Annotated in this window: 10 protein-coding genes and 1 pseudogene; 7 read left to right on the top strand and 4 right to left on the bottom strand. The window is 71.3% G+C overall.

The genetic code is table 11. The features are described 5' to 3' along the window. Positions 1-7: 7 nt before the first annotated feature. The 3 genes from ACFU53_RS20165 to ACFU53_RS20155 form a co-directional block, all read right to left on the bottom strand. The gene (locus tag ACFU53_RS20165) at positions 8-775 is read right to left on the bottom strand and encodes an enoyl-CoA hydratase/isomerase family protein (RefSeq protein ID WP_383993913.1); all 768 of its coding nucleotides are present in this window, start codon (positions 773-775) and stop codon (positions 8-10) included. A gap of 88 nt (positions 776-863) precedes the next feature. Continuing rightward, on the bottom strand, positions 864-2,120 hold the full coding sequence (locus tag ACFU53_RS20160; RefSeq protein ID WP_383993910.1) for an Ig-like domain-containing protein: 1,257 nt from the start codon (positions 2,118-2,120) through the stop codon (positions 864-866). Positions 2,121-2,358: 238 nt separating this feature from the next. After that, positions 2,359-3,585, bottom strand: a complete 1,227-nt coding sequence (locus ACFU53_RS20155; protein ID WP_383993907.1) for an Ig-like domain-containing protein — start codon at positions 3,583-3,585, stop codon at positions 2,359-2,361. A gap of 152 nt (positions 3,586-3,737) precedes the next feature. On the opposite strand from ACFU53_RS20155, the gene glgX reads away from it, so the two are divergent. Further along, complete coding sequence (glgX, locus tag ACFU53_RS20150; protein WP_383993904.1) at positions 3,738-5,993, top strand: glycogen debranching protein GlgX; 2,256 nt, start codon at positions 3,738-3,740, stop codon at positions 5,991-5,993. Between the two features lie 99 nt (positions 5,994-6,092). Continuing rightward, positions 6,093-7,514, top strand: coding sequence for a sulfatase (locus ACFU53_RS20145; protein ID WP_383993901.1), 1,422 nt, complete (start codon positions 6,093-6,095; stop codon positions 7,512-7,514). Between the two features lie 55 nt (positions 7,515-7,569). Here ACFU53_RS20145 and ACFU53_RS20140 read toward each other — a convergent pair. Next, positions 7,570-8,127: pseudogene (locus ACFU53_RS20140) on the bottom strand (ABC transporter ATP-binding protein); the annotation flags it as partial. Positions 8,128-8,321: 194 nt separating this feature from the next. On the opposite strand from ACFU53_RS20140, the gene ACFU53_RS20135 reads away from it, so the two are divergent. The 5 genes from ACFU53_RS20135 to ACFU53_RS20115 all read left to right on the top strand — a co-directional run bounded on the left by ACFU53_RS20135 (position 8,322) and on the right by ACFU53_RS20115 (position 18,167). Beyond that, positions 8,322-10,190, top strand: a complete 1,869-nt coding sequence (locus tag ACFU53_RS20135; RefSeq protein ID WP_383993899.1) for an ABC transporter ATP-binding protein — start codon at positions 8,322-8,324, stop codon at positions 10,188-10,190. Next, the gene (locus ACFU53_RS20130) at positions 10,187-12,112 is read left to right on the top strand and encodes an ABC transporter ATP-binding protein (protein WP_383993896.1); all 1,926 of its coding nucleotides are present in this window, start codon (positions 10,187-10,189) and stop codon (positions 12,110-12,112) included. Before ACFU53_RS20135 ends, ACFU53_RS20130 begins: the two co-directional genes overlap by 4 nt. A gap of 104 nt (positions 12,113-12,216) precedes the next feature. Then, a complete protein-coding gene (locus ACFU53_RS20125; protein WP_383993893.1) occupies positions 12,217-13,956 on the top strand; it encodes an ABC transporter ATP-binding protein in 1,740 nt (579 codons plus the stop codon). Further along, positions 13,953-15,728, top strand: coding sequence for an ABC transporter ATP-binding protein (locus ACFU53_RS20120; RefSeq protein WP_383993890.1), 1,776 nt, complete (start codon positions 13,953-13,955; stop codon positions 15,726-15,728). The genes ACFU53_RS20125 and ACFU53_RS20120 overlap by 4 nt, the downstream gene beginning before the upstream one ends. Positions 15,729-16,082: 354 nt before the next feature. Continuing rightward, positions 16,083-18,167, top strand: a complete 2,085-nt coding sequence (locus ACFU53_RS20115) for a M4 family metallopeptidase (RefSeq protein ID WP_383993887.1) — start codon at positions 16,083-16,085, stop codon at positions 18,165-18,167. Positions 18,168-18,225 lie beyond the last annotated feature (58 nt).

The following is an 18,225-nucleotide window of genomic DNA, read 5'->3' as shown; positions in this document are numbered from 1 at the left end:
ATTGCCGTCAGAGGAACTTCGCCTTGCCCGGCCCCTCCTCCACGAAGCTCCGCATCCCGCGCTCGCGGTCCTCCGTGGCGAACAGCCCCGCGAACCAGTTCCGCTCGATCGCGAGCCCGGTCTCCAGATCGGTCTCCAGACCCGCGTCGATCGACTCCTTGGCCGCCCGCAGCGCGATCGCCGGCCCCCGCGCCAGCCTGGCGGCCCACTCGTGCGCGGCGCTGTACACCTCGTCGGCCGGGACGACCCGGTCCACCAGACCGAGCGCGAGGGCCTCGTCCGCCTTGACCATGCGGCCGGTGAAGATGAGGTCCTTGGCCTTGGAGGGGCCGACGAGGCGGGACAGCCGCTGGGTGCCGCCCGCGCCCGGGATCACCCCGAGCAGGATCTCCGGCTGGCCGAGCTTCGCGTTCTCCCCGGCGATCCGGTGGTCCGCGCACAGCGCCAGCTCGCAACCGCCGCCCAGCGCGTAGCCCGTGACGGCCGCGACGACCGGCTTGGGGATACGGGCCACGGCGCTGAAGGAGTCCTGCAGGGCCCGGGACCGCGCGACCATCGCCGCGTGGTCCATGGCCTGCATCTCCTTGATGTCGGCGCCCGCCGCGAACACCTTCTCGCCGCCGTAGATCACCACCGCGCGTACGTCGTCGCGGCGCGTGGCCTCCTCGGCGACTTCCTTGAGGCGGTCCTGGGTGGCGATGTCCAGGGCGTTCATCGGGGGGCGGTCGAGGCGGATGGTGCCTACGCCTTCGGCGACTTCGAGGTGCACAGTCATGAGGGCAGGTTAACGGCGACTAACGGCAACGGCCCCGGTGCCGTACATCACACCGGGGCCGTACGTCAGGGCTGTCAAGCGGGAGCGCTTACGCCTTCCACCTGTCCCACGCCATGTTCCAGCCGTTGTAGCCGTTGTCCGGGTCCACGGTCCGGTCGTTGGAGTTCTTCACGACCACGACGTCGCCGACCATCGAGTTGTCGAAGAACCAGGCGCCCGGCGCACCGCGGTCGTAGCCGCCGCGGGTGTCGCGCAGGCCGATGCAGCCGTGGCTGGCGTTGTAGTTGCCGAAGGCGTCGCCGCCCCAGTAGTTGCCGTGGATGAAGGTGCCGGAGTTGGTCAGACGCATGGCGTCCGGCACGTCCTTGATGTCGTACTCGCCGCCGTAGCCGACCGTCTCGCCGTTCATCCGGGTCACGCTGAGACGCTCGCTGATGACCATCTGGCCGTTCCAGGTCTCCATGCCGGGCTTGCCGGTGGTGACGGGGATCGTCTTGATGACCTTGCCGTCGCGCGAGACCTTCATCGTGAGCTTCTTGACGTCGACGACGGAGACCTGGCTGCGGCCGATGGTGAAGGAGACCTTCTTGCTCTGCTCGCCGTAGACACCGTCGCGGCCCTCGACGCCGTCGAGGTTGAGGTCGACGGTGACCTTCGTGCCGGCCTTCCAGTACTTCTCCGGGCGGAAGTCGATGCGGTCGTTGCCGAACCAGTGGCCCTCGACGTCGACAGCCGGCTCGGTCTTGATGGTGATGGCCTTCTCGACATCCTCGGGGGCGGTGATGCCCCGCGTGAAGCGGATCGAGAACGGCATGCCGACGCCGACCTTCGAGCCGTCCTCGGGGGTGAAGATGCCGACGAAGGTGTTCTTCGGGGTCAGCGTGGTGAAGGACGAGTCCTCGGCCGCCTCACGCCCCTCGGAGTCCTTCGCGACGGCGTGCACCTTGTACTCGGTGGCCGAGTTGAGGTGGATGGACGGCGTCCAGCCGGTGCCGTCCCCGGATATCTCGCCGGCTATCTTCTCGCCCTTGTCGTTCTCGACCGTGACCTCGGACAGCTTGCCCTTGGTCGCGGTCACCTTGAGGTCGCCGCTGGTGGCCACGTCATCGGCGCCGTTCTTCGGAGCGATGGAGACCACCGCCTCCGAGGCCTTGGTGGCCGCCTTGTCGGAGGCGCTCTTGTCGGAGCCCTTCCCCTTGTCGCCGTCGGAGCCCGAGTCCGAACCCCCGCCTCCGCCGCACGCGGTGACGGCGAGCAGCATCAGGACCGGCAGCATGGCCAGGACCCCTTTGCGCCGCCGAGTCCGCGCGCCAACCGACGCCCCCGATATCGGTCGCCCGTTCAACTTTCTGTTCTCCCCTCGCACGGCCTGATCAGGCCCGCACCCCTACGCGCAGCGCGCGCGTACGCACGTACATTAACCAGATGATCGGGATGGATTGACCTCGGCGAATGTCACCGTTCAGTCCCAACTTGAACAATCCCCAGCCCTGATCCAGTCCTGATCCGGCCCTGATCCAGCCCCGATCCCGCCCTGGTCCCACCCTCACGGGCTCCCCCCGCGCGCGTACACCTATGTCGGTCTACTTCACCGCGGCACCCGCTTTCCATTCATTCCACCCCATGTTCCACCCTCCGAGCCCGTTGTCGGGAGCGACCTTTTTGTCGTTGCTGTTGATCACCTCGACGACGTCCCCGATGAGGCTGCGGTCGAAGAACCAGCCCGCGGGGGTGCCGGAACTGCCGCCCTTCACATCGCGCAGTCCCACGCAGCCGTGGCTGACATTGGTCCTGCCGAAGGCGTCCTGGGCCCAGTAGTTGCCGTGCAGGAAGGTGCCGGAGGTGGTGAGGCGCATGGCGTGCGGGACGTCCGGGATGTCGTACTCGCCCTTGCCGTTCGCCTTCTTGAAGCCGACGGTGGCGCCGTTCATCCGGGTCACCTCCAGCATCTCGGTGACGACCATCTTCCCGTTGTACGTCGTGGTCCTGGGCGCCCCGGCCGTGATGGGGAGCGTGGCGAGCACGCCGTCGCCGCGTTCCACGCGCATGGTGTGCTCCGCCGCGTCGACCACGCTCACCTGGTGGCGGCCGACGGTGAAGGAGAACGTCTTGTACTGCTGCCCGTAGACACCGGGCGCGCCCTCGACGTCCCGCAGCCGCAGGCCGACCGTGACCCTGGTGCCGGGCTTCCAGTACGTCTCGGGGCGGAAGTCGAGGCGTTCCCTGCCGAACCAGTGCGGGCGGACCTCGACGGCCGGTTCGGCGGTCACGTCGACGGCGCGTTCCACGGCGGCGCGATTCGCGATCTCCCGGTTGAACTCCAGGGAGACGATCATCCCGGTGCCGACGGTGGCCCGGTTCTCCGGCGTGACGTACGCGATGAAGCGCTCGTCGGGCACGTACGTGGTGAAGGTGGCATGCCGTGCCGAGCGGCGGCCGTGGCCGTCGAGGGCGACCGCGTCGACGGTGTACCTGGCGGCCAGCGCGAGCTTCGGTGAGCCGGTGGGGCGCCAGGAGAGCCCGTCGGCGGACAGCCTGCCCGGTACGGGTGACTCCTGCGCGTCCTGGGACTTCACGACCTTGACTGACTCCAGGCGCCCACTGGGCACCCGTACTTCGAAGCGCTGCTCCGGGCGCACGCCCTTGCTGCCGTCCTCCGGTGAGACCCGGATGGTGTCGTCGGGCGCCTTTCCGCTGGTCAGCGGCGGTCCGGCGGTGCATCCGGCGGCCCCGGCCAGCAGGCCTGTCCAGGTGAGTGCGGCGGCCAGGGCGGTCACGGCGCGGCGCGCGTGCGTCTGTGCGTGGTTCACGTGCGGCCCAACGACGGCGCACGCCCCCGGGAAACGTGAGTGCGAGGCGTGCTCTGGGCAGAACCCTTGGGAGGACGACTCGGTGGGGAGCAGTGGCAGGGACACGTTGCTCCCCCTTTCCCGTCGCCCCACCGAGCCGCGGGAGGCCTGAGGTGTCGAGCGCAGCCGAGCAGGAGGAAGTGCGGGGGACGCGCGGGGTGCCGGCCGCGCGTCCGGGCACCGTGCTGAACGGGGGTCGGCGCGATGAGGCCGCGCCGGAGACGAGGCCCGTGTGGCCGGGGGCGTCGACGCCGCTCGGCGCGCGGTTCCGGGTGGGCCCCGACGGGGTCGCGGGCACCAACTTCGCGTTGTGGGCGGGCGGGGCGGAGGCCGTGGAGCTGTGCCTCTTCTCCGAGGCGGGCGAGGAGACCCGGCTGAGGCTGACCGAGCTGACCCATGAGATCTGGCACGGCTTCGTGCCGAACGTCCTGCCTGGGCAGCGGTACGGCTACCGCGTGCACGGCCGCTGGGACCCCTGGACCGGCGCCCGCTGGAACCCGGCGAAGCTCCTTCTCGACCCGTACGCGCGTGCCGTGGACGGCGAGTTCAGTCTGCCGCCGGAGGTGTACGCGCACGTCCGGGACTGGCCCGAGCAGCATGTCGCCGACACCGTGCGCGACGAGCGGGACTCGGCGCCGCACGTCCCGAAGGGCGTCGTCGTCCACGATGACGACGACTGGGCCGACGACCGCCGCCCGAAGACCCCGTGGGCGGACTCGGTCATCTACGAGCTGCACGTACGCGGCTTCACCATGACCCATCCGGGCATCCCCGAGGAACTGCGCGGCACCTACGCCGGTCTGGCGCACCCGGCCGCGATCGAGCACCTGGTGAAGCTGGGCGTGACGGCGGTGGAGCTGCTGCCCGTGCACCAGTTCGCCCACGAGGACCATCTGCTGCGCCGGGGCATGCGCAATTACTGGGGCTACAACTCGATCGGCTACTTCGCCCCGCACGCGGCGTACGCGTCGTCGGGCACGGCCGGGCAGCAGGTCGGGGAGTTCAAGCGGATGGTGCGGGCCCTGCACGCCGCCGGTATCGAGGTCGTCCTCGACGTGGTCTACAACCACACGGCCGAGGCCGACGAACGCGGCCCGAGCCTGTCGCTGCGCGGCATCGACAACCGGGGCTACTACCGCCTGCAGAGCGACGCCCGCCGGTACGCGGACTACTCCGGCTGCGGGAACACCCTGCACGTGGTCCAGCCCCACGTCCTGCGCCTGATCACCGACTCGCTGCGGTACTGGGTGACGGAGATGGGCGTGGACGGCTTCCGCTTCGACCTGGCCGCCGCGCTCGCGCGCTCGATGCACGACGTCGACATGCTGTCCCCGTTCCTCGCCGTCATCGCCCAGGATCCCGTGCTGCGGCGGGTGAAGCTGATCGCCGAGCCGTGGGACGTGGGCTCGGGCGGCTACCAGGTCGGGGCCTTCCCTCCCCTCTGGACGGAGTGGAACGACCGCTATCGGGGCGCCGTCCGGGACTTCTGGCGGGGCGCGCTGCCGGACGTACGGGACCTGGGGTACCGGCTGTCGGGGTCGAGCGACCTGTACGCGTGGGGCGGACGGCGGCCGTACGCGTCGGTCAACTTCATCACCGCGCACGACGGTTTCACCCTGCGGGACCTCGTGTCGTACGAGCGCAAGCACAACGAGGCGAACGGGGAGGGGAACCGGGACGGGTCGGACGACAACCGGTCCTGGAACTGCGGTGCCGAGGGCGAGACGGACGATGAGCGCGTAGGGGCGCTGCGGCGGCGGCAGTTGCGGAACCTGCTCACCACGCTGCTGCTGTCCACCGGCGTGCCGATGCTGGTCGCCGGGGACGAACTGGGCCGCACCCAGGGGGGCAACAACAACGCGTACTGCCAGGACAACGAGATCAGCTGGGTCGACTGGGGCCTCATGGAGGACCCCAACTGGAAGGCGCTCTTCGACCTGACGGCCCGTCTGATCGACCTCCGTCACGCGCACCCGGTCCTCCGTCGCCGGGCCTTCTTCTCCGGCCGGGCCCACTCGGCGGACGGGCTGCGGGACCTGGCCTGGTTCACGGCACGCGGCACCGAGATGACCGAACGGGACTGGTACGCGCCGGCCGCGACCCTCGGCATGTACCTCTCCGGCCGCGACATCCCCGGCCGGGACGCCCGAGGCGCCCCGATCCTCGACGACAGCTTCCTCACCGTCCTCCACGCCGGCGACCGCCCGGTGAGCTTCGTCCTGCCGGGGACGCCGTGGGCGGAACGGTACGAGGTGGTCGTCGACACGTCACGGGAGGAACAGGGGGAGGGGCCGGGGGTGGTGCATCGGGCGGGGGCGGCGGTTACGGTCCCGGCGCGGTGCGTGCTGTTGCTCCGGGTGATCGGCTGACAGTGGTCGGCTGAGGCAACGTTTCAGGACTGTGGCAGGTGCGTGAACCCGCGTCGGATCTCTGGTCAGGGGATCGGGCCGGCTGATCAACTCGATCGCATGCCTGAGATATCCCGTCGTGCCTTCGGTGGTCTCGTCGGTGGCGGTGCCGTGACCGCCGTCGCCGGTACGGCCGCCACCGCCGAGGCCGTGCCCGCCGAGGCCGGCCCCACCGAACGCCCCTTCAAGGCCCGCCCCGCAGCCGCCTCCGGCAAGCGTCCCAACTTCCTCGTCATCCTCGGTGACGACCTCGGGTGGGCCGACCTCTCCTCGTACGGGGCACCGCACATCAAGACGCCCAACCTGGACCGGCTGGCCCGGCAGGGGGTGCGGTTCACGGACGCGCACTCGGGGTCGGCGACCTGCTCACCGACCCGGTTCAGCCTCTACACCGGGCGGTTTCCGGGGCGTACGCCGGGCGGGCTCGCCGAGCCGATCGCGAACAGGGCGCAGGGCCTCGACCCGAGCCACCCCACACTGGCCTCCTTGCTGAAGGAGTCGGGCTACGCGACCGCGCTGATCGGCAAGTGGCACTGCGGCTGGCTGCCCGACTACAGCCCCACCAAGTCGGGCTGGGACGAGTTCTTCGGCAACTTCGGGGGCGTGCTGGAGTACTTCTCCAAGCTGGGCCAGCTGGGCGCGTACGACCTTTACGAAGGGGACGCCGAGTACAAGGACCTGCGCTACTACACGGAGGTCCTGACCGAGCGGGCCGTCGAGTACGTCGGACGCAAGCACGACAAGCCGTGGCTGCTGAACCTCAACTTCACCACCCCGCACTGGCCCTGGCTCGCGGAGGACGACCAGGAGACCGGCGCCGAGATCGCGGCGAAGATCCGGGCCGCGAAGACGCAGGCGGAGGTGTCCCGGGCGCTCAACCACTTCGACGGCGGCTCGGTCGAGAAGTACACACAGATGGTGGAGAGCCTGGACGCGGCCGTCGGTGAGGTCCTGGCCGCGCTGCGCCGGTCCGGGCAGGAGGAGAACACGGTTGTGCTGTTCGCCAGCGACAACGGCGGCGAGCGCTACTCCTACAACTGGCCCCTCAGCGGAGAGAAGTTCGTGCTGCTGGAGGGCGGCATCCGGGTGCCGACGATCCTGCGCTGGCCCGCCCGGATCGACGGCCACCAGGTCAGTCACGAGCCGCTGTTCTCCCCCGACTGGACGGCGACCCTCCTGGAACTGGGCGGCGCCCGGCCCGACCCGGCGTACCCGCTCGACGGCAAGAGCCTCGCCGGCCACCTGCTGCGCGGCGAACGGGTGCCCGAGCGCGACCTGTTCTGGCGGGTCCGGGCCAACCGGGCGCTCCGGCGCGGCGACTGGAAGTACTACCGGGACGCCACCGGGGCCGACCACCTGTACAACCTGACCGCCGACTCCCGCGAACAGGCCGACCGCACCCCCGACGAGCCGGAGCTGCTGGCCGAGCTGAAGGCAGCCTGGGAGAGGATCAACGCTGGTCTGTTGCCCTACCCGAGCTAGGCACTGTCCCGTGAATGATCTACGACGTGTCTGTCATGGCCCCGCGTCGGAGTCTCGCGAGTATCCCGCTCAGAGCTCCCCAGGTGTCGCGGCGGGACCGTGGATCGAGGCCGGTGGTCAGCTCGTCCAGGACCACGATCCGTGGGTTGCCGATGAGGGCGAGCGCGATGAACAGACGCTGTTTCTGGCCGCCGCTCAGCTTCGCGAACCGGCTGCGGAGGTGAGCGGTGAGGCCCAGGCGTTCGGTGAGCGGGCGCCGGTCGGCCGGGTTCGGGTAGAAGCCGGCGTACAGCTCCAGCGCCTCGCTGACCTTGAGCTCGGGCTGCAACTCGCTCTGCTGGAACTGGGCGCCCAGGACGCGGACGACCCGCTCGTGCTCGGCGACCGGGTCCGGGCCGGTGACGCGGACCCGGCCCGCGTCGGGCACCCGCAGGCCCTCGACGCATTCGACGGTGGTGGTCTTGCCGGCGCCGTTCGGGCCGAGGGTCCCGAAGATCTCGCCCTCCTCTACGGTGAAGGAAACACCGTCGACGACGTTCCGGCCGCCGTAGGACTTGCGCAGGTCGGTGACCTCGATGACGGGTGTGGACGACTTGTGGTGTGTGTCGAGAATCCCTGCGGAGCGCACGGGAACACATCGGCCATCGCGCTCGAACAGACATCAGCCGATCGGTTGATGTATCGGTACGACCCCCCTGATCTCCCCGTACGCCCCCGCGCCCGCGCAGGTCGTAGGACCGATGACCGATCGCGGTCCGGCCAAAACTCGGTGGGCGATGTCAGTGGCGATCCGTAGGCTCGCTGCTGATGCCCACGACACGTGCAACCGCCGAGGAACCCGACCGGACCCAGGAACCCGAGACCGCCGTGCAGCCCGGTGAGCCCGAGAGGGCCGGGGCCCCCGGGAAGGCCGAGGGGCGGTCCGCCGTACGCACGCTGCTGCGGCTGTGGCCGTACGTGCGGCCCGTGCGGGCGCGGCTGTCCGTCGCCGCGTTCGTCGCGATAGTCGCCTCCTGCGTGGGCCTGTTCATCCCGCTGGTCCTGAAGTGGATGGTGGACGGGCCGGTCGCCGACCGGGACCCGGCCGGCGTGTGGCTCGGGGCGCTGTACCTGCTGCTGCTCGGCCTCGCCGAGGCGCTGCTGTTCGGGTTGCGTCGCTGGCTCGTGGCGCGGCCCCTCGCCGGGGTCGAGGCGTCGATGCGGGCGGATCTCTACCGGCATCTGCAACGCCTCCCGGTCGCCTTCCACGACCGCTGGGCCTCCGGGCAGCTGCTCTCGCGCGGCACGACCGACCTGATGCTGCTGCGGATGTTCCTCGCCTTCCCGCTGACGTTCCTGCTGGTCAACGCGGTGACCATCGTGGTCGGCGTCATCATCATGCTGCTCCAGGACTGGACCCTCGGGCTCGTCATCCTGGGGCCTGTCGTCCCCGTGATCGTCACCTGCGTCCTCTTCGAGAAGAAGTACGCCGCGGTCGCGCGCCTCGCGCAGGACCAGGTCGGCGACCTCACCACGGTCGTCGAGGAGAGCGTCCTCGGGATCCGCATCATCAAGGGGTTCGGGCGGCACCGCAGTCAGGCCCGCGCGTTCCGCGAGCTGTCGCGGACCTTGCGGGGAACGGAGTTGCGCAAGGCCCGCCTCCTGTCGGCGATCTGGGGCGTCATCATCACGCTCCCCGAGCTGGCGATCGGCGCGGCGCTGGTGCTCGGTGTGGTTCAGGTGGCCGACGGGGTGCTGTCGGCGGGGACGTTGGTGGCGTTCCTGTCGACGGCCCTCGCGCTGCGGTGGCCCGTCGACTCGATCGGCTTCCTGCTGGCGATGAGCCAGGAGGCGGCGACGGCGACGGAGCGGTATTTCGAGGTGATGGACGAGAAGCCGGAGTCGACGACGCAGGCCGACGCCCCCGCCGCCCCCGCCGCCCCCGCCGCGGGCAGCGGACTCCGGTTCCACGACGTCACCTTCCGCTACCCCGACGCCGCCCCCGACACCACCCCCACCCTCGACCACATCGACCTGCACATCCGCCCCGGCGAGTCGATGGCCCTGGTCGGCGCCACCGGCTCCGGCAAGACCACCCTCACCGCCCTCGTCCCCCGCCTCCACGAGGTCACGTCGGGCCGCATCACGCTGGACGGCCACGACATCACCGAAATGCCCCGGGAATCGCTGCGCGCCCTGGTGGCGGTGGCCTTCGAGGAACCCACCCTCTTCTCGGCGACCGTCGGCGAGAACGTCCTCATGGGCGGCCGGCCGGACGCGGGCGAACCCGAGCTGGACCGCGCCCTGTCCATCGCACAGGCGGAGTTCGCGCACGCGCTCCCCCAGGGCACCGGCACCCAGGTCGGCGAGCAGGGCCTGAGCCTCTCCGGCGGCCAGCGGCAGCGCCTCGCACTGGCGCGGGCGGTGGTCGGCCGCCCCCGCTTCCTCGTGCTGGACGACCCGCTGTCGGCACTGGACGTGCACACGGAGGCCGCGGTGGAGGCCGCACTGCGCCGCGTGCTCGCGGACACCACCGCGCTGATCGTGGCGCACCGCCCGTCGACGGTGCTGCTCGCGGACCGCGTGGCCCTGCTCTCCGGTGGCCGTGTCACGGCGGTGGGCACCCACCAGGAACTGCTGCGCACGAACACGGAGTACGCCCATCTGATGTCCGGGACCGAGGGGGACGAACGATGACGGCGCCCATGACCGCCGCGCCGAACAAGGAACCGAACGAGGAGCCGAACGAGGAGCTGGACAAGGCGGCGGGCACGACGACGGGCGAGGCGCCCGGCGGCGGACAGCCCCCCGCTCGGCAGGCCGCCGACGGCGACCCGTTCGACCACGACGACCTCCCCACGCCCCCGGGTGCCACCCTCGCGCTGCTGCGCTCCCTGCTCGCGCCCATGCGGGCCCGGGTGGTCATGGCGAGTGTGCTGCTCCTGCTCCAGCAGGCGGCGGTGCAGGCGGGCCCGCTGCTGGTGGCGTACGCCATCGACAGTGCCGTACCGGCGCTCCGGGACGGCCGCCACGGGCCGCTGGTCGCGGTGGGGGTCGGGTATCTGGCGTGCGCGCTGACGGCCGGCGGGCTGCAGTACGCGTTCATCGGGGCGTCCGCGCGGGTGAACCAGGACGTGCTGCTGGATCTGCGCGGCCGGATCTTCCGGCACGCCCAGGCGCTGAGCATCGACTTCCACGAGCGGTACACCTCGGGCCGGCTCATCTCCCGGTCCACCACGGACGTCGAGTCGCTGCGCGAGCTGCTCAACGAGGGTCTGCAGGAACTCATCGGCGTGATCCTCGCCTTCGTCTACATCTCCGCGATGCTGCTCTGGCTGGACCTGGGGCTGGGGGCGGCGGCGCTGGCGTCGTTCGTGCCGCTGTACGGGTTCGTGCGGATGTACCGGCGGCGCGCGGCGAGCGTCTACACGGCCCGGTCCAGCGCGATCGCCGCGGTAATCGTGAAGTTCGCGGAGACGATGAACGGCATCCGCCCGGTGCGGGCGTTTCGCCGGGAGACCGCGAACGACACGGAGTTCGGTGCCCTGAACCGGCACCACGAGCGCAAGAACGGCGACGCCATCCTGGAGATGGCCCGCTATGTGGTCTGCTCCCGTGTCGTCGCCAACATCACGGTCGCGGCGATCGTGCTGTGGGGCGCGTACCGGGTGGCGTCGGAGACGCTGGCGCTGGGTGTGCTGGCGGCGGCGGTGCTGTATCTGCGGCGGCTGTACGACCCGATCGACCGGCTCGGCATGTTCCTCAACTCGTACCAGTCGGCGGCGGCCTCGCTGGAGAAGATCGCGGGCCTGCTGGCCCAGGCCCCGTCGGTGCCCGAGCCCGCCGAGCCCAAGGAGCTGCCGGCGGCGGCCTCCGAAATCCCGGGCCGCGAGGTCGTGTTCGACGACGTGCGGTTCGCGTACCGCACGGGCGGCGAGGTCCTGCCGCGCTTCGACCTCACCCTCGCGGCGGGCAGCACGGTGGCGGTGGTCGGCTCCACCGGCGCCGGCAAGTCGACCCTCGCCAAGCTGGTGGCCCGCTTCTACGACCCCTCGTCCGGGCAGGTCCTCCTGGACGGCGTCGACCTGCGCGACCTCTCGGTGCCCGAGCTGCGGCGCGGGGTGATCATGGTGACCCAGGAGTCGTTCCTGTTCTCCGGCACGGTCGCCGAGAACATCGCCATCGGCCGCCCCGAAGCCACGCGCGAGGACATCGAGCGCGCCGCCAAGGCCATCGGCGCCCACGACTTCATCACCGCCCTGCCCGACGGCTACGACACCGACGTACGCAAGCGCGGTGGCCGTATCTCCGCCGGTCAGCGCCAACTCGTCGCCTTCGCACGGGCGTTGCTCGCCGACCCGGCCGTCCTCATCCTGGACGAGGCGACCAGCTCCCTCGACATCCCGGGCGAACGGGCGGTCCAGCGCGCCATGTCCACGGTCCTGCGCGGCCGCACGGCCGTCGTGATCGCCCACCGCCTCTCCACGGTCGAGATCGCCGACCGGGTCCTGGTGATGGAACACGGCCACATCGTCGAGGACGGCACCCCGGCGGACCTGATCGCGGGAACGGGCAGGTTCGCGGACCTGCACCGGGCATGGCGGGACAGCTTGGCGTAGGGCAGCGCCCCGTCAGGGGCGCGGGGAACCGCGCGACAAGCCACACACAGCCCGCACCCAAGAACGCACCCAGTCAGCCATGTCCACACAGAAATCGGGGGCCGATGATCAACGCGTACGAGGACCCCGGCACACCCGACTGCCGAGGCGGCGCCCGCTACCTGTGGTGGCTGGTCAAGCAACAGGCGGGCCGCTCCGCACTCGGCTCGCTCATCTCCTGCGTATGGATGGTGCTGCTCGCGGCCACCCCGTACCTGCTCTCCCGGGCGATCGACGAGGGACTGGAACCCGGTGACTACCCGGCCCTGGCCGGCTGGACGGCCGCGCTCTTCGGCGTCGGCGCCTTCAACGCCTGGCTGAGCATCATGCGCCACCGCACGATGACCCGTGTGCGGATGGACGCCAACTTCCGCACGGTGAAGGTCGTGATGGCGCACGCGGTCCGGCTGGGGGCGGCGCTGCCCCGCCGCGTCGGCGCCGGGGAGGTCGTCACGATCGGCGTGGGAGACGTCAACACGATCTCCTCCTCCTTGACGGTCATCGGCCCGGGGGTCGGCGCGTTCGCCGCGTACCTGGTGGTCGCCGGGCTGCTCGTGTCGGTCTCCCTCCCCATCGCCGCGGTCGTCCTGCTCGGGATGCCGCTGATGGCCGTGATCGTGGGGCCGTTGATGCGGCGGCTGCAGGGCACGGAGACGGAGTACCGGGAGCGCCAGGGCGTGCTGACCGCGCGGATCGCGGACCTCGCGGGCGGGCTGCGTGTCCTCAACGGGCTCGGCGGCAAGGGGCTGGTCGCCGACGCGTTCCACCGGGACTCGCAGCGGCTGCGGGCGCAGGGGTACCGGGTGGGGGCGGTGACCAGCTGGATGCAGGCGCTCGGGGTGGGGCTGCCGACGCTGTTCCTCGCGGTGGTGACCTGGCTCGCGGCCCGCCTCGCCGCCCAAGGGGCCATCACCGTGGGCGAGTTGGTGGCGGTGTACGGGTACGTCACCGTGCTGGTGCGGCCGGTGTCGTACTTCGTCGACTGGGGGTACGAGGTGAGCCGCGGGGTGGTGGCCGCGCGGCGTGTCATCCGGTTCGTGACCCTGGAGCCGCTGCCGGACCACGGCACCACGGACGCGCCCGCCGAGCCCTGCGCGCTGCACGACCCCGAGTCGGGCGTACGGGTGCCGCCCGGGCGGCTGGTCGCGCTGGCCGCCGACCGGCCGGCCGACGCGGCGGCCGTGGTGGACCGGCTCGGCCGGTACGCGCCGACTGCGGTGACCTGGGGCGGAACCCCGCTGGACGCGATCCCGTTGGCGCAGGTCCGCGCGCGGATCCTGGTCGCCGACCACGAGGCCGACCTGTTCGCGGGCCGGCTGCGCGAACTGCTCGGCGGACACGGCGACATCGACGACGCGACGGCCGGGCGGGTGCTGCGCGCGGCCGTGGCCGAGGACATCGTGCAGGGCCTGTCGGACGGCCTCGACTCGGCGATCGACGCGCAGGGCCGCAACCTCTCCGGCGGCCAGCGGCAGCGCGTACGGCTGGCGCGGGCGCTGGTGGCCGACCCCGAGATCCTGCTCGCCGTCGAGCCGACCTCGGCGCTCGACGCCCACACCGAGGCCCGGGTCGCCCAGCGGCTGCGGGCCGCCCGCGAGGGCCGTACGACCCTCGTCACCAGCACCTCGCCCCTCGTCCTCGACCACGCGGACACCGTCCTCCACCTGGTCGACGGCAAGGTCGCGGCCGGTGGCACCCACCGCGAGCTCCTCGCGGGCGAGCCCGGATACCGGGCGCTGGTGGCCCGGGACGCGGGCGAGGCGGAGGACATGGACAACACCACGACAGAGGAGGCCGTACGGTGACCGCGGTCGAAGCCACCCCCCACTCCTCCGGCCGGCTGCCCATCGCGGAGGCGGCCGCCGTGCGGCGGGCCACCGTACGGCTGGTGCGGGCGGACGGGCGGGCGTTCCTCGCCGTGCTGGGGCTGAACGGGGCGGCCGCCGCGATGGGGCTGGCCGGGCCCTGGCTGCTGGGGCGGATCATCGACGAGGTGCGCGGCGGGGGTGGCGTCGGGGCGGTGGACCGGCTGGCGGCGACGATCCTGCTGTGCGCGGTGGCGCAGTTGCTGCTGGCGCGCTGGGCCCGGTATGTGGGGCACCGGTTCGGGGAGCGGACGCTGGCGCGGGTGCGTGAGGAGTTCGTGGACCGGACGCTGGCGCTGCCGGCGTCGGTCGTGGAGCGGGCCGGGACCGGTGATCTGACGGCGCGCGGCACGGCCGACGTGGACGCGGTCGGCAAGACGCTGCGTGACGTGGGCCCCGAACTGTTGATCAGCTCGGTGCAGGCGTTGTTCCTGATCGGCGCGGTGTTCGCGCTGGACCCGCTGCTCGGGGTGTGCACCCTGTCCGGGCTGAGCGGGATCGGGTTGGTGCTGCGCTGGTATCTGCGCCGGGCGCGCACCGGGTACCTCGCCGAGGGCGCGGCCAATTCCGAGGTCGCGGAGATCGTCGCGGCGACCGCGTCCGGGGCCCGTACGGTCGAGGCGCTGCGGCTGGAGCGGCGGCGGACCACGGCGAGCCGGGACGCGCTGGAAGTGTCCCGGCGGCGGCGGTTCCACACCCTGTTCCTGCGCACGGTGTTCTTCCCGGGCGTCGAGGTCTCGTACTTCGTGCCCCAGGTGCTGGTCCTCCTCCTCGGCGGGGCGCTGCTCGTGCGCGGCTCGGTGAGCCTGGGCGCGGTGGTGTCGGCGGCCCTGTACCTGCAACAGCTCAGCGGCCCGCTCGACGAGATCCTGATGCGGGTCGAGCTGCTGCAGAGCAGCGGCGCCTCGTTCGCCCGGGTGGAGGGGCTGGCCGGTGCCCCGCGCGTCGGCTCCGCCGACACCCCGGAACCGGCGGACGACCGCATCGACGTGACCGGTGTCCGTTACGCCTACGAGCGGGGCGGCGAGGTGCTGCGCGGCGTGGACCTGACGGTCCGCCCCGGAGAACGACTCGCGGTGGTGGGCCCGTCCGGCGCCGGAAAGACGACGCTGAGCCGCCTGCTGGCCGGCATCGACGCGCCGACCGAGGGCACGGTGACGGTCGGCGGGGTCCCCGTCGTCGACCTCGGGCCCGAACGTCTGCGCCGCCAGGTCGTCCTGGTCACCCAGGAGCACCACGTCTTCCTGGGCACGGTCCGCGACAACCTCCTGATCGCCGAACCGGCGGCCACGGACGAGGAGTTGTGGACGGCGCTGACGGCCGTGGGCGCGGACCACTGGGTCCGCGACCTCCCCGACGGCCTCGACACCCGCCTCGGCGAGGGCGGTCGCCGCACCGACGGCGCCCAGGCCCAGCAGCTCGCCCTCGCCCGCGTGGTCCTCGCCGACCCCCACACCCTCATCCTCGACGAGGCCACCGCCCTCCTCGACCCCACCACCGCCCGCCACACCGAACGCGCCCTCGCCGCCGTCCTCCACGGCCGCACCGTCATCGCCATCGCCCACCGCCTCCACACCGCCCACGACGCGGACCGCGTGGCCGTGATGGAGGACGGCCTGCTGACGGAACTCGGCACACACGAGGAGCTGGTGACGGCGAAGGGCGCGTACGCGGCGCTATGGCAGAGGTGGCATGGGGAGGGGGTTGCCTGACGGCAGTCGAGTCGCTGGACCGCATCGAACAGCCCGTATCGCGAACAGCCCGTATCGCGAGCAGCCCGTATCGCGAGCAGCCCGTATCGCGAGCAGCCCACAGAGCAAACAGTCCGTATAGCGAACATGACCAACCGGGCAACGGACCATTTCCGGCCAACTTCTTGACGCGCTCCTGACAGAACCCGCAGTCTCCTGCCACTCTGCCCACAACCGCGACACAGCAACCTCACAAGTAGCTCTGGCCGTGCCGCGAAGCACCCCCGCATGTGGTTTCGCGTTCACAGTTCTCACCTTGTTCTGCCCGGGCGGCCACCAGCCGTCCGGTCTCCCCTGGCCGCGCGAACCGCGGCCATGCAGAAGGAGTCAGTGTTGAGACGCCAGTCCCACAGACGCACCTCCCACACCGGTAACACCTTCGGCCACAGCACCCGTCGGCGCGCGGCCGCCGGCGCGCTCGTCGCCGTCACCGCCCTGTTGGCCGCGGCCGTCCAGTCGGGCGCCGCCACCGCCGCCCCGGAGAAGGCACCGTCGGCCGCGGGCAAGGCCGACCCGGGCGCGCTCTCCGTGAAGCTCACCCCCGCCCAGCGGGCCGAGCTGATACGCGAGGCCAACGCGACGAAGGCGGAGACGGCCGAGGAGCTGAACCTCGGCGCGAAGGAGAAGCTCGTCGTCCGTGACGTGCTGAAGGACCGCGACGGCACCGTGCACACGCGGTACGAGCGGACTTACGACGGCCTCCCGGTCCTCGGCGGCGACCTGGTCGTCGAGACGTCGAAGGCGGGCGAGACCGAGGGCATCGTCAAGGCCACCAAGGCGGCGATCGCGGTCAAGTCGGTGACGCCCGCCGTCGCCGCCTCCAAGGCGGAGAAGCAGGCGCTCGGCGCGGCGAAGGCGGAGGACGCCAAGAGCCCCGAGGTCAACCGCGCACCGCGCAAGGTCGTCTGGGCCGCGAGCGGCAAGCCGGTCCTCGCCTACGAGACGGTCGTCGGCGGCTTCCAGCACGACGGCACCCCGCAGGAGCTGCACGTCATCACCGACGCCACCAGCGGCGCGAAGCTGTACGAGTGGGAGGCGATCGAGACCGGCACCGGCAACACGGTGTACAGCGGCCAGGTGACCCTCGGCACCACGCAGTCCGGCTCGACGTACAACCTCACCGACGGCGCGCGCGGCGGCCACAAGACGTACAACCTGAACCGCGGCACCTCCGGCACCGGGACCCTGTTCTCCGGCGCCGACGACGTGTGGGGCAACGGCGCCCCGTCGAACCTGGAGTCGGCCGCCGCCGACGCCCACTACGGCGCGGCGCTGACCTGGGACTACTACAAGAACGTGCACGGCCGCAGCGGCATCCGCGGTGACGGCGTCGGCGCCTACTCGCGCGTGCACTACGGCAACAACTACGTCAACGCGTTCTGGCAGGACTCCTGCTTCTGCATGACGTACGGCGACGGCTCGGGCAACGCCAACCCGCTGACGTCGATCGACGTGGCCGCGCACGAGATGACCCACGGCCTCACGTCCAACACGGCCGGCCTCAACTACTCCGGTGAGTCCGGCGGTCTGAACGAGGCCACCTCGGACATCTTCGGCTCGACGGTCGAGTTCTACGCGGCGAACTCCTCCGACGTCGGTGACTACCTCATCGGCGAGGAGATCAACATCAACGGCGACGGCACGCCGCTGCGTTACATGGACAAGCCGAGCAAGGACGGCTCGTCCAAGGACGCCTGGTACTCGGGCATCGGCTCGATCGACGTGCACTACTCGTCGGGCCCCGCGAACCACTTCTTCTACCTCCTCTCCGAGGGCAGCGGCGCCAAGACCATCAACGGCGTCAGCTACGACTCGCCCACCTCGGACGGCCTCCCGGTGACGGGCATCGGCCGCGCCAAGGCGGAGCAGATCTGGTTCAAGGCGCTGACCACGAAGTTCACGTCGACGACCAACTACGCGGCGGCCCGCACCGGCACGCTCGCGGTCGCCGGTGAGCTGTACGGCACCACGTCCGCCGAGTACACGGCGGTGCAGAACGCGTGGGCGGGCATCAACGTGGGCACCCGGCCCGGCGGTGGCGGGGGCGGCGGCACGTCGTTCGAGAACACGGCCGACGTATCGATTCCGGACAACGGCGCGGCGGTCACCTCGTCGATCACCGTCTCCGGCCGGACCGGCAACGCGCCCTCGAACCTCGCCGTCGCCGTGGACGTCGTCCACACCTACATCGGTGACCTCCAGGTCCAGCTGGTCGCCCCCGACGGCACGGCGTACACGCTGAAGGCGTACGGCACCGGCGGCAGCACGGACAACATCAACACCACGTACACCGTGAACGCGTCCTCCGAAGTCGCCAACGGTGTCTGGCAGTTGCGGGTCCAGGACAACGCGGCACAGGACACGGGCCGCATCAACAGCTGGAAGCTGACGTTCCCGTAGGACGCAGCACACGGAGAACGCACAGAAACGGCGCCGCCCCGGTGGGTCAACCCCCACC

Source organism: Streptomyces sp. NPDC057474 (assembly GCF_042802555.1).
In the GTDB taxonomy this organism is placed as follows: Bacteria; Actinomycetota; Actinomycetes; order Streptomycetales; family Streptomycetaceae; genus Streptomyces.
This window is presented reverse-complemented; position numbering and strand designations above follow the sequence as displayed.